At 71.3% G+C, this 12,079-nt stretch carries 11 protein-coding genes; 7 read left to right on the top strand and 4 right to left on the bottom strand.

Annotated elements, in window-relative coordinates; genetic code table 11:
• Nucleotides 1–230: 230 nt before the first annotated feature.
• Nucleotides 231–2,159, bottom strand: coding sequence for a BglG family transcription antiterminator (locus B0B15_RS06260; protein WP_176776578.1), 1,929 nt, complete (start codon nt 2,157–2,159; stop codon nt 231–233).
• Nucleotides 2,160–2,417: 258 nt separating this feature from the next.
• Here B0B15_RS06260 and B0B15_RS06255 point away from each other — a divergent pair, with 258 nt between their 5' ends.
• The 7 genes from B0B15_RS06255 (at nt 2,418) to B0B15_RS06225 (ending at nt 9,055) form a co-directional block, all read left to right on the top strand.
• Entirely contained in the window at nt 2,418–2,744 is a 327-nt protein-coding gene (locus tag B0B15_RS06255; RefSeq protein ID WP_076674184.1) for a PTS sugar transporter subunit IIB, read from the top strand.
• Nucleotides 2,745–2,760: 16 nt separating this feature from the next.
• Entirely contained in the window at nt 2,761–3,036 is a 276-nt protein-coding gene (locus B0B15_RS06250; RefSeq protein ID WP_076674181.1) for an HPr family phosphocarrier protein, read from the top strand.
• 14 nt (nt 3,037–3,050) lie between these two features.
• A complete protein-coding gene (gene ptsP, locus B0B15_RS06245; protein ID WP_076674178.1) occupies nt 3,051–4,736 on the top strand; it encodes a phosphoenolpyruvate--protein phosphotransferase in 1,686 nt (561 codons plus the stop codon).
• Nucleotides 4,737–4,837: 101 nt separating this feature from the next.
• Nucleotides 4,838–6,502, top strand: coding sequence for a PTS mannitol transporter subunit IIBC (locus B0B15_RS06240; RefSeq protein ID WP_076674175.1), 1,665 nt, complete (start codon nt 4,838–4,840; stop codon nt 6,500–6,502).
• A 103-nt stretch (nt 6,503–6,605) separates the two neighbouring features.
• Entirely contained in the window at nt 6,606–7,043 is a 438-nt protein-coding gene (locus B0B15_RS06235; protein ID WP_076674172.1) for a PTS mannitol transporter subunit IIA, read from the top strand.
• A complete protein-coding gene (locus B0B15_RS06230) occupies nt 7,040–8,191 on the top strand; it encodes a mannitol-1-phosphate 5-dehydrogenase (protein WP_076674169.1) in 1,152 nt (383 codons plus the stop codon). The genes B0B15_RS06235 and B0B15_RS06230 overlap by 4 nt, the downstream gene beginning before the upstream one ends.
• Nucleotides 8,192–8,287: 96 nt before the next feature.
• Nucleotides 8,288–9,055, top strand: a complete 768-nt coding sequence (locus B0B15_RS06225; RefSeq protein ID WP_076674167.1) for an alpha/beta hydrolase — start codon at nt 8,288–8,290, stop codon at nt 9,053–9,055.
• Nucleotides 9,056–9,234: 179 nt separating this feature from the next.
• Here B0B15_RS06225 and B0B15_RS06220 read toward each other — a convergent pair whose 3' ends face one another.
• Genes B0B15_RS06220 through B0B15_RS06210 form a run of 3 tightly spaced genes read right to left on the bottom strand, consistent with a single transcriptional unit; the run spans nt 9,235 to nt 12,061 of the window.
• Entirely contained in the window at nt 9,235–10,347 is a 1,113-nt protein-coding gene (locus B0B15_RS06220; protein ID WP_076674165.1) for an adenosine deaminase, read from the bottom strand.
• Nucleotides 10,348–10,373: 26 nt separating this feature from the next.
• Nucleotides 10,374–11,663: a thymidine phosphorylase gene (locus tag B0B15_RS06215; RefSeq protein ID WP_076674164.1), complete on the bottom strand. Its 1,290-nt coding sequence runs from the start codon at nt 11,661–11,663 to the stop codon at nt 10,374–10,376.
• Nucleotides 11,660–12,061 (bottom strand): cytidine deaminase, encoded by a 402-nt coding sequence (locus B0B15_RS06210; protein ID WP_058231121.1) that lies wholly within the window; start codon nt 12,059–12,061, stop codon nt 11,660–11,662. Before B0B15_RS06210 ends, B0B15_RS06215 begins: the two co-directional genes overlap by 4 nt.
• Nucleotides 12,062–12,079 lie beyond the last annotated feature (18 nt).

The raw sequence follows: 12,079 nt of genomic DNA, 5'->3' as shown, positions 1-12,079 counted from the left end.
GGGCATGATTTTCCCGCCCCGAGGTGCAGGACCCGCCCCGAAACGGATGCGTCCAACGCCCATCCCTCCCGCGCCGACGCATCGCGCGGCGCGCTCTCGCCGGATTCGGGGCGCAGTTCGCCGTTCGGGGCGCGAATATCCCGCCCCGAGATGCAGGATCCGCCCCCAACCGCGAGCGGCGGCCGCGGCCGCGGCCGCGGCGGCGGCGGCGGCGGACGACCCGACCCGCGTCAGCCGTCGATCACCGCGACCAGCTCGTCGAGGAACGCGGGGAAGTCCGTCGCGCGGCGCACGATGCGCTGCACGCTGTCGCGCTCGCTGAAGACCTCGACGAACTGCTCGAACACCGTCTGGAAGGCCTCGCGGTCGGTCTCGCTGAACGCCACGAGCGCGACCACCTGCACGCGTCCCTCGCCCCAGGCGATCGAGGGGTCGGCGATGCCGATGGCGATGCGGGTCTGCGTCGCGGTCATCCCCATCGCGTGCGGCACCGCCAGCGCGTCGGTGAACGCGGTCGACGAGATCGCCTCGCGCTCCACCGCGCGGGCCACGTAGGCCTCGTCGATGACCCCCTGCTCCACGAGCAGACCGCCCAGGCGCCGGATGACGCCGGCCTCGCCGTCGGCGGCATCCAGGCCCCGCACGAACGCGCCCGGCGCGAAGTAGCGCTCGAGCTCGTCGCGCAGTCGCGCCAGGCGCCGTCCGCGGCGGATGCGTCCCGCGGCGGCCTGCACCCGCTCGACGTCGGCGCCGGTGAGGAACGGCTGGATGCGCACGAACCGGTCGCCGGGCCGCGGCGGGTCGATGGTGGTGAGCACGAGGTCGGTCTCGATCGCATCCCACGCCGGATCGATGCGCGTCTCGACGCCGACGACCTCGATCGCCTGCCCGAGGGAGCGGTCGACGCTCGAGCGCAACAGCTCGTGCAGCTCGTAGTATCCCGGGCACACGATGGTCGCCGTGAGCAGCTGGTCGGCGCGGCGGCTGCGCTCGAGTCGGCCGCCGACGTGCATGGCGATGTAGGCGATCTCGTCGTCGAGGATCGGGATGCCGAGGCCGTCCTGCAGGCCCTTCGCGATGTAGACGGCGACCTCGAAGATCATCGGGTACGTCGACTTCAGCGAGCGCGTCAGCGGGTTGCGCGACCACGCCTGCTCCCGCGAGCGCGCGAGGAGGTTCTGCACGTGCAGCGCCAGGCGCAGGATGAAGTCGTCGTGCGCGATGTCGACGAGGAACTCGGATGCCGCGTTCTCGACGACCAGCCGCACGGCCGCCTCCACCGCGGGGTCGAGGCGCGCGCGCACGTCGTCGCCGCCCGGCGACCCCGGGGCGACGATGCGCGTGAGGACGAGGGTGGCGAGATGGCGGAGGTCGCCCGAGCCGAGCTGCACGCCGATGTGCTTGACGGTGAGGCGGTCGAGCAGGGCGACGACCGCCGCCGCGGCGTCGGAGGAGTCGCCGCCGGGAGAGCCGAGGGCGCGGTCGCGGGTGGTGCGGTCGGCGGCGATGGCGATGTGCATCACGACGTCGCCGATTCCGATCTCGTTGACGTAGTACCCCAGCGCCCCGAGCTCCGCGACCAGCTCGGCCTTGAACGGACCGAACGCCCGCGCTCCGACCGAGCGCTCACCGAGCGTGCGCCGCAGCGCGTCGAGGTCGAACAGGCCGGCATCCATCTCGTCGTGCGCGAGCTTCGACAGCAGGCGCCGCTGGGCGACCTCGGTTCCGCGCAGACGAGCGGTGGATGCCGAGCGCTCGAGGGTCAGCTCGGTCCCACCCAGCAGGCCACGCACGCGCGACAGGTCGGCCTCGAGCGTGGCGGTGCTCACGTGCAGCGCGTCAGCGGTCTCGAACACGTCGATGCCCTCGGCGGAGTCGAGCAGGCGCCGCACGAGGGTGTGCAAGCGGTCGCGCGGGGTGCCGGCATCCGATCCCGACAAGGAGCGCAGCGCTGCGGCGGCGTCGCCGCCCGCGCGATACCCGAGGGGCCCCGACTCGATCGCGGTGCCGGAGGAGACACGGGCGTTGATCGCGGTGACGTAGGAACGGACGCTGCGCGGCGTGACCCCCAGGGCGTCTGCCAGCGATGCGGCGGTCGACCATTCCCCGTCCCGCAGCAACAGGGCCAGCAGCCGGTCTTGGCGAGCCTTCGTCGTCACGATCCGTCCTCCGCGCCGCCCCCGTGGGCGGTGATCCGTCCATCCTTTCACGCCCTCCCGCGACGGGCGCGGGCGCACGCGATCCGGGTGCGCAAGCGCGCGCATGCACGGGGCAGGCGCGGGAGCACCCGCACGAGCGAGCAGGGTGCGCTCGCGACGGGGCGGGGGCGCGGCATCCACGTTCCGGGGGGTGGGAAACGAACCTGGTTGTCTCCTGTGAGCGAGGTGCGGACAATCGAGAGGAAGAAAGGCCGGTCGATGAGGATCCTCGTGGTGTGTGGAGCGGGTGCGTCGAGCACGTTCGTCGCGCAGCGCGTTCGTCGTGCTGCGCAGGAACGCGGCCTCGATTACTCCACGTCGGCCGGGACCGCCCGGTCCCTGCCGGTCGACCTCGACACCGCCGACGTCGTCCTCGTCGGTCCGCATCTGGCCGCCGACCTGGAGCACATCCGACGGGATGCCGCTCCCCGCGGCGCGACCGTCGTTCTCCTGCCCGACGACGTCTTCGCCGACCTCAGCGGCGCCCGAACCCTCGCCCTGGTCGAGGACGCCCTGCGTCCGCGCCAGACGGCCGACACGACCTGAGCTCGACGGAGAGACCATGCCCCATCTGACCCGCACCGTCCGCATCGGTTCATCGCACGGCCTGCACGCGCGCCCCGCGAAGCTCTTCGCGCAGGCGGCCAAGGAATCCGGCATCCCGGTGACCCTCGCCAAGGACGCGGGCTCCCCCATCAACGCCGCGAGCATCCTCGGGATCATCGCGCTGGGACTGGAGCAGGGAGACTACGTCACCCTCACCGCCGACGGCGACAACGCCGACGCCACGCTCGAGCGCCTCGCCGAGCTGCTGACCACCGACCACGACGCCGAGTAAGGAAGACAAGCACCATGACGGAACTCCGTGGAGTCGGAATCGGACTGGGCGTCGCCCAGGGACCCATCGCGCGCATGGCCGAGCCCCTGCCCGCCCCGAAGGATGCCCAGAGCGAGCTCTCGGTCGACGAGGAGACGGCGCGCGTGCGCGAGGCCGTCGGCGCCGTCGCCCGAGAGCTCGAGGCCCGCGGGGCCCAGGCGGGCGGCGCCGCCCGCGACGTGCTCGAGGCGCAGGCGATGATCGCCGAGGACCCGACCCTCGAAGCCGAGGTCGACAGCCGCCTCGCGGCCGGCAAGACCGGTGAGTTCGCCGTGCACGACGCCTTCGCCTCGTTCCGCGAGCAGCTGGTCGCCCTCGGCGGCTACCTCGGCGAGCGCGCGGCCGACCTCGACGACGTCGCCCAGCGTGTCATCGCCCGCCTGCGCGGCGTCGCGGCCCCCGGCATCCCCGATCCCGGTCACCCGTTCGTGCTCGTGGCGAAGGATCTCGCCCCGGCCGACACCGCCCTGCTCGACCTCGACAAGGTGCTCGCGCTGGTCACCACCGAGGGCGGCCCCACCTCGCACACCGCGATCCTCGCCCGCGAGAAGTCGATCGTCGCCGTGGTCGGCGCGAGCGGCGCGAAAGACCTGGTCGACGGCCAGACGGTGATCGTGGATGCCGCCGCGGGCGTCGTCACGGTCGACCCCAGCGACGACGACCTCGAGCGGGCCAAGAACCGCGCCGACGCCCGCGCCGCCGCGGCATCCGCCCCCATCACCGACGGCGCCCTCGCCGACGGCACGAAGGTGCCGCTGCTCGCCAACCTCGGCAAGCCGGGCGGCGCCGCCGAGGCCGTGGAGCTCGGTGCCGAGGGCGTCGGACTCTTCCGCACCGAGTTCTTGTTCCTCAGCTCCAGCTCGGCCCCCACCGTCGAGGAGCAGCGCGCCGCCTACATCGAGCTGCTGAGCGCGTTCCCCGGCAAGAAGGTCGTCGTGCGCGTGCTCGACGCCGGCGCCGACAAGCCGCTGCCCTTCCTCAACGACGCGCACGAGGAGAACCCCGCGCTGGGCTTGCGGGGGCTGCGCGCCCTCCGCGCCAGCGAGGACATCCTCCGCGAGCAGCTCACCGCCCTCGCCGAGGCGGATGCCGCGACCCGCGCCTCCGAAACGGGCCCCGCCGACCTGTGGGTCATGGCGCCCATGGTCTCCACGGTCGAGGAGACCCGCTACTTCACGGCCCTGGCCAAGGACTACGGCCTGAAGACGACCGGCGTGATGGTCGAGGTGCCCTCCTCCGCGCTTCTCGCCGACCGCATCCTGCAGATCGCGGACTTCGCCTCGATCGGCACCAACGACCTGACGCAGTACACGCTCGCCGCCGACCGCCTGCTCGGTTCGGTCGCGTCGTTCCAGGACCCGTGGCATCCGGCCGTGCTCCGCCTCATCCGCGAGGTCGGGGCGGCGGGTCGTGCCCACGGCAAGCCCGTCGGCATCTGCGGCGAAGCGGCGGCCGACCCGCTGCTGGCCGTGGTGCTCGTCGGTCTCGGCGCCACCACGCTGTCGATGGCCCCGACGGCCCTCGCCGACGTGCGTGCCACGCTTCTTTCCCACACTCTCGACGACGCCCTGCGCATCGCCGAGGCCGCCCTGGCCGCGGATGACGCGGCCTCCGCCCGCGAGGCTGCCCAGGCCGCCTCGTCTCTCGTTCCCACCCCGTAACCCCTTGGGGGTCGGCTCTCGCCGCCCCTCCCGTACGGCGGCGTCAGCCGCTCACCGCCCACCGCGGCCCCGGCCGCATCGCCAGTCAAGGAGACACAGCAATGACGACGACGTCACCCGCCAAGAAGCCGGGAGGAGCACGGATCGCCGTACAGCGGTTCGGCACGTTCCTCTCCGGCATGATCATGCCGAACATCGCGGCATTCATCGCATGGGGATTCATCACCATGCTCTTCATCCCCGCCGGGTTCTTCGGTGCCGACAGCCCCTTCGGCTGGCACTGGGCCCCGGTCGCCGAGATCATCGGCGGTGGCGGTGACGCCGCCGCCATCGGATGGCCCGGAGCGGCGACGGCGCTGACCGAGAACGCCGACGGCGGCACCTACCAGGGCTACGTCGGTCTGGTCAGCGTCATGATCACGTACCTGCTGCCCCTGCTCATCGCCAACACCGGTGGACGCATCGTCTACGGCGCGCGCGGTGGCGTGGTCGCGACCATCGCCGTCATGGGCGTGATCGTGGGTACCAACATCCCGATGTTCCTCGGTGCGATGATCATGGGCCCGCTCGCGGCCTGGATCACCAAGCAGATGGACAAGCTGTGGGACGGCAAGATCCGCCCCGGCTTCGAGATGCTCGTGAACAACTTCTCCGCAGGCATCCTCGGCATGATCCTCGCGATCGTCGGCTTCTTCGCCTTCGGTCCCGTCTTCCTCGGCATCAGCGCGGTCCTCGGCAGCATCGTCGCGTTCCTCGTGCAGTTCAACCTGCTCCCCGTGCTGTCGATCATCGTCGAGCCGGCCAAGGTGCTGTTCCTCAACAACGCCATCAACCACGGCGTCTTCACCCCGCTCGGCATCGAGCAGGCGGCCGACACCGGCAAGTCGATCCTGTTCCTCATCGAGGCCAACCCCGGCCCCGGCCTGGGCCTGCTCCTCGCCTTCACCTTCTTCGGTGTCGGTGCGGCGAAGGCGTCGGCGCCCGGCGCCATCGTCATCCAGTTCCTCGGTGGCATCCACGAGATCTACTTCCCCTACGCCCTCGCCAAGCCGATGACGATCCTCGCGCTCATCGCCGGTGGCGCCTCGGGTGTCGCGGTCAACATGATCTTCGGCGGCGGTCTGGTCTTCCCGGCCGCTCCCGGCAGCATCATCGCCGTGACGGCCGCCGCGGCCGGTGGCGGCGTGGCGAACGTGCTCGTGGTCTACCTCTCGGTGATCGTCGCGGCCGTCGTGACGTTCCTCGTCTCGGGCGTCATCCTCCGCGCCTCGCGCAAGCGCGACCAGGAGGCCGAGGGCGACAGCTTCGCCGCCGCCATCGACCAGACCGCGGCCAACAAGGGCAAGGAGTCCTCCACCCTCGGAGCCCTCCGCACCCGCGCCGCCGGCACCACCGGTTCGGGCACGACCGAGTCGGCCGACCACGACGTCGACGCCGCCCTGGGCGGCCTCGAGGGCGGGGTCGCCACGAAGCAGCTGAACACCATCGTGTTCGCCTGCGACGCCGGCATGGGCTCCTCGGCCATGGGCGCGAGCGTCCTGCGCAACAAGATCAAGAAGGCAGGCATCGACGGCGTCACGGTCACCAACCAGGCGATCGCGAACCTCGACGGCTCGGCCGACCTGGTGATCACGCAGAACCAGCTCACCGACCGCGCGAAGGCGCAGTCGCCCGACTCCGTGCACGTCTCGGTGGACAACTTCATGAACTCGCCGCGGTACGACGAGGTCGTGGAGATGGTCCGCGCGCAGCACGAAGCCAAGTAACCCCTAGCACGCCAGGGGCCGGAGCGTCAGCCCGGCCCCTGGCGTCTTCCCGTCCGGCCCGTGTTTTGCGAGGCTGGACAGCACGACGAGAAAGGCGAGAACCATGTCGAACGTCCTCCGCATCGAATCCGTCCGCATCCACCCCGGAAGCGCCACCCGCGAGGAGGCGATGAAAGAGGCCGCCGACCTGCTGCAGGCCACGGGATCGGTGACCGCCGACTACTTCGCCGCCATGCAGCAGCGCGAAGAGACGGTGTCCACCTACATGGGCAACGAACTCGCCATCCCCCACGGCACCAACGAGACCAAGCAGGCCATCCTCGAGTCCGGGCTGTCGGTCGTCCGCTACGACGGCGGCGTCGACTGGGGCGGGGAGCCCGTCACCTTCGTCATCGGCATCGCCGGCAAGGGCGACGAGCACCTCGAGATCCTGTCGCAGATCGCGATCCTGTTCTCCGAGGAGGACGACGTCGCACGGCTGAAGGCCGCCTCCTCCCCCGAGGAGCTCTACGAGGCCCTCGCGGGTTCCGTCAACGCATGAAGGCCGTCCACTTCGGCGCGGGCAACATCGGCCGCGGCTTCGTCGGCCTCCTGCTGCACGAGGGCGGCTACGACCTCGTCTTCTCCGACGTCTCCGCGGCGCTGGTCGCCGCCATCAACGACGCCTCGTCGTACACCGTGCACGAGGTGGGCGAGGGCGGCGTCGACAAGCAGGTGACGAACTTCCGCGCGATCGACAGCTCGGTGGATGCCGAGTCCCTGGTCGACGAGATCGCCACCGCCGACGTGGTGACCACCGCCGTGGGTCCCACGATCCTGAAGTTCGTGGCGCCGCACATCGTCGCCGGCCTCGCCCTGCGCGACCCGTCGCTCGCGCCCCTGCAGATCATGGCGTGCGAGAACGCCATCGGCGCGACCGACCAGCTGCGCGAGCACGTCATCGAGCTCTCCGGCGAATCGTGGGACGCCCTGGCATCCCGGGCCGTCTTCGCGAACACCGCGGTCGACCGGATCGTGCCCGCGCAGGCCCAGGGCGGCGTCGACGTCACGGTCGAGCCCTTCTACGAATGGGCGATCGAGCGAGGACCGTTCGGCGACGCCCCGCCCCACATCCCCGGCGCGCACTTCGTCGACGACCTCGAGCCCTACATCGAGCGCAAGCTGTTCACCGTCAACACCGGACACGCCACCACCGCGTACTTCGGCGCCCAGGCGGGTGTCGAGCGGATCTCCGACGCCCTCGCCGACCCGGCGATCGCGGCGAAGGTGGAGGCGGCGCTGGAGGAGACCAGCGCCTTGCTGGTGCAGAAGCACGAACTGGATGCCGGCGTGCAGGGGGAATACCGCGCCACGATTCTCCGCCGTTTCCGCAACGACGCCCTGCCCGACACCGTGTGGCGCGTCGGCCGTCAGCCGCTGCGCAAGCTCTCGCGGCACGAGCGCTTCGTCGGCCCCGCGGCCGAGGCGATCGAGCGGGGCCTGAGCGTCGACGCGCTCGTCGCCGCGATGGCCGCCGCCCTCGAGTTCCAGGATGCCGAGGACGCCCAGGCCGTCGAGCTGCAGCAATTGCTGCGCGAGCGCGACGCCGAGGCCCTCACCGCCGAGGTGACCGGTCTGGACGCCGGGCACCCGCTCTTCGGTCGGATCGTCGAGATCGTCGCCGCGCGACAGGCGGCCCTCTCCGCCTGAGCACCTCGACACCGCCGACGTGGTCGCCCCCGGGCGGAGCGTCGGCGGTGTCGTGTTTCCGCGCGGCACGACGGGCCCGGAGATACGCTCGAGAGCGTGAACGACAGCACCGTCCCCTCCCCCGCTCCGCGTCGCCGTCGTCGATGGCTGCGCTGGACCCTCGGCGGCGTGGGCGCTCTCGTGGTGCTGCTGGTCGGCGGCATCCTGATCTACAGCCAGGTCGGGGTCATGGCCGCCGAGCCGGGCCCCCTCGCCGAGGCCGAGGCGGACCCCGGGCTGACGATCACCGACGAGGGCGCGGGGATCGTTCTCTCCCCCACCGCCGGTGCGACCGGCCAGGGACTGGTGTTCATCCCGGGCGCCAAGGTGCAGGCCGAGGGCTACATCGCCACCCTCGCCGGCACGGTCGTCGACGACGGCGTCACGGTCGTGATCACGAAGCCGTGGCTGAACCTGGCCTTCTTCGACCCGCGCCCGCTGTCGACCTTCACCGACCTCGCGCCCGACGTCTCGACCTGGGCGGTGGGCGGGCACTCGCTCGGCGGGGTGCGCGCCTGCCAGCTCGCGACCGACGCCGACGCTCTCGTGCTCTTCGCCTCGTACTGCGCGAACGACCTCTCGGCATCCGGGCTCCCCGTCCTGAGCCTGTCCGGTTCCGAGGACGGCCTGTCGACGCCGCAGAAGATTGCGGATGCCAAGGGCGAGCTGCCCGCCGGCACCACCTTCGTCGAGATCCCCGGCGCCTCGCACGCGTCGTTCGGCGCCTACGGCCCGCAGCCGGGCGACGGCACCCCCACCGCCGATCCGGCGGAGGTCGACCGCGTGATCGCCGAGGAGCTCGCCGGTTTCCTGCCGCGGCCGTAAGGGGCCTGCCCCGTCCCTCGCCCTTCCACGACCTCGAGTGTCCAACACACGCCGCGAACCGGGTGCGTCGAGCGGCGTCTCGTGGACGCTCGGCACGCAGGGCGGCAGCACGGGGACAGGACCCCGAGGACGACGAAGTGGCGCGCACCCGCGGGTGCGCGCCACTCGAAGCCCGCGCGTCAGCGCTGGAAGCCCTCCGAGATGATCTCGATGAGCTCCTCGCGCTCCTCGACGGGGAGGAAAGCACCCGCGGCGGCGTTGAGCTGGAACGCCTCGAGATCGTCGAGGTCGTACTCGAACGCCTGGGCCAGCAGACCCAGCTCGCGGGTCAGCGTCGTCGCGCTCATGAGGCGGTTGTCGACGTTCACGGTCACCGAGAAGTCGAGCTGATACAGCAGGTCGAACGGGTGGGCGTCCATCGTGTCGCCCCACGCGGTGACCGCGCCCGACTGCAGGTTCGAGGTCGGAGACAGCTCGAGCGTGATCTCGCGGTCGCGCACCCAACGCGCCAGGTCACCGAAGGTGACCTGCACCTCCTCGCCCTCGCGCGAGACGACGTCGAGGTCGTTGGCGATGCGCACGCCGTGTCCGAGACGCAGGGCGCGTCCGTCGATCAGCGCGGAGCGGATGGATGCCAGGCCGGCCCCTTCCCCCGCGTGCACCGTCGTGGGGAAGAACTGCTCGGCGAGGTACTGGAACGCGTCGCGGTGCCTCGCCGGGAGGAATCCGTCCTCGGGGCCGGCGAGATCGAATCCCACGACCCCGCGCCCGCGCCACGAGACCGCGAGTTCGGCGATGTCACGCGCGTTGTCGTTGTGCCGCAGAGCCGTCAGCAGTTGTCCGACGCGGATGTCGTGCCCGCGGGCGTCCGCGGCATCCTCGCCCTCTTCGATGCCCTCCTGCACGGCGTCCACCACGTCATCGAGGCTCAGACCGCGGGTCAGGTGCTGCTCGGGCGCCCACCGCACTTCGCCGTAGACCACGCCGTCAGCGGCGAGGTCCTCGACGAATTCCTTCGCGACGCGCACGAGACCCTCGCGCGTCTGCATGACGCCCACCGTGGCGTCGAACTTCTCGAGGTAGTCCTCGAGCGAGCCACCGTCGATGTGATCGGAGAACCAGGCCCCGAGGCTCTTCGCGTCGTCGACCGGGAGGTCCAGACCGATCCCGTCGGCGAGCTCGAGCACGGTCTGCGGGCGCAGTCCCCCGTCGAGGTGATCGTGCAGCGACACCTTCGGGAGGTTCTTCACCTTCACGCCATCGACGCGGAAGTCCTCGGCGGCTGTGACCATGGGGGTGCTCCTCTTGCTGGATGTCATCACGCGGTGATGCGCTCGCGCACGATCGACGTCGCCGCCGGGGCGGTGTCACCGATCTCCCACGCGCCCTCGACGGCGTCCAGGGCGCGCTCGAAGCGCGACTCGTCGTCGGCGGACAGGGTGAACAGGGGCTGACCGGCGGCGATGGCCTGACCGACTGTGACATGCAGGTCGATGCCGGCGGCGTGCACGACGGCATCCTCCGCCCGGGCACGGCCCGCGCCCAGGCGCCAGGCGCCGATTCCGAACGGCAGGGCCTCGATGCGCGTGACGACGCCGGACCGGTCGGCGACGACCGTGTGCGTCTCGCGCGGGGTCGGGAGGGCGGCATCCGGATCGCCGTCCTGGGCGCGGATCATGCGTTTCCACACGTCCATCGCGCGACCGTCGCTGAGCGCGGCCTCCACGTCGGCGTCGGGCCGGCCAGCCAGCGTCAGCATCTCGCGGGCGAGCGCCACAGTCAGCTCGACCACGTCGGCGGGGCCGCCTCCGGCGAGCACCTCGACAGACTCGCGCACCTCGTTGGCGTTGCCGATGGCGAGGCCCAGCGGGGTGTTCATGTCGGTCAGCAGAGCCGTGGTGTTCACCCCCGAGTCGGTGCCGAGGGCGACCATCGTCTCGGCGAGCTCGCGCGCGCGGTCGATGTCCTGCATGAAGGCGCCGGAGCCGAACTTGACGTCGAGCACGAGGGAGTCGGTGCCCTCCGCGATCTTCTTCGACATGATGCTCGACGCGATCAGCGGAATCGCCTCGACCGTGCCGGTGACGTCGCGCAGTGCATAGAGCTTCTTGTCGGCGGGGGCGAGTCCGGTGCCCGCGGCGCAGATGACGGCGCCCACGTCGCGCAACTGCGCCATGATCTCGTCGTTCGACAGCGCCGCCCTCCAGCCGGGGATCGACTCGAGCTTGTCGAGCGTGCCCCCGGTGTGGCCGAGCCCGCGGCCGGAGAGCTGCGGAACGGCGACACCGAAGGCGGCCACGAGGGGCGCGAGAGGCAGCGTGATCTTGTCGCCCACTCCGCCCGTCGAGTGCTTGTCGACGGTGACCTTGCCGAGGGAGGAGAAGTCCATGCGCTCGCCCGACGCGATCATCGCATCGGTGAGCACGCGGATCTGGTCGCGCCCGAGGCCGTTCAGCAGCACGGCCATGGTGAACGCCGACATCTGCGCGTCCATGACGTACCCGCGCGTGTAGGCGTCGACGAGCCAGCGGATCTCGCCCTCGGTGATCGCGCGCCCGTCGCGCTGCGCGCGGATGATGTCGACCGCGTCGTACTGCTCCGCGCTCACCGCGCCGCCTCCTCGAGGTCGCGCGGACCGAAGGCGTCGGGAAGCACCTCGTCGATGGTGCGGATGCCGCTGACGGTCTCGAGCAGCATCCCGGGGATGGCGTGCTCGAACAGCAGCTGCCGGCAGCGGCCGCACGGCATGAGGGTGCGCCCCTCGCCGTCTACGCAGACGAAGGCGACGAGCTGGCCCCCACCCGACATGTGCAGCTCGGACACCAGCCCGCACTCGGCGCACAGCGTCACCCCGTAGGAGGCGTTCTCGACGTTGCAGCCCGAGACGATGCGCCCGTCGGCGACCAGCGCCGCGGCGCCCACCTTGAAGCGGGAGTAGGGCGCGTAGGCGCGGTGCATGGCATCCGTCGCGGCGGAACGGAGTTCGTCCCAATCGATGTCGGTCATCGTGGTGCAGAGGGTCCT

It is taken from the genome of Microbacterium sp. RU1D, assembly GCF_900156435.1.
Classification (GTDB): Bacteria; Actinomycetota; Actinomycetes; order Actinomycetales; family Microbacteriaceae; genus Microbacterium.
This window is presented reverse-complemented; position numbering and strand designations above follow the sequence as displayed.

Bases quoted from the DNA above. Each gene is read 5' to 3' on its own strand.
- B0B15_RS06255 (WP_076674184.1), top strand. From the start codon at position 2,418: ATGAGGATCCTCGTGGTGTGTGGAGCGGGTGCGTCGAGCACGTTCGTC.
- B0B15_RS06250 (WP_076674181.1), top strand. From the start codon at position 2,761: ATGCCCCATCTGACCCGCACCGTCCGCATCGGTTCATCGCACGGCCTG.
- ptsP (WP_076674178.1), top strand. From the start codon at position 3,051: ATGACGGAACTCCGTGGAGTCGGAATCGGACTGGGCGTCGCCCAGGGA.
- B0B15_RS06240 (WP_076674175.1), top strand. From the start codon at position 4,838: ATGACGACGACGTCACCCGCCAAGAAGCCGGGAGGAGCACGGATCGCC.
- B0B15_RS06235 (WP_076674172.1), top strand. From the start codon at position 6,606: ATGTCGAACGTCCTCCGCATCGAATCCGTCCGCATCCACCCCGGAAGC.
- B0B15_RS06230 (WP_076674169.1), top strand. From the start codon at position 7,040: ATGAAGGCCGTCCACTTCGGCGCGGGCAACATCGGCCGCGGCTTCGTC.
- B0B15_RS06220 (WP_076674165.1), bottom strand. From the start codon at position 10,347: ATGGTCACAGCCGCCGAGGACTTCCGCGTCGATGGCGTGAAGGTGAAG.
- B0B15_RS06210 (WP_058231121.1), bottom strand. From the start codon at position 12,061: ATGACCGACATCGATTGGGACGAACTCCGTTCCGCCGCGACGGATGCC.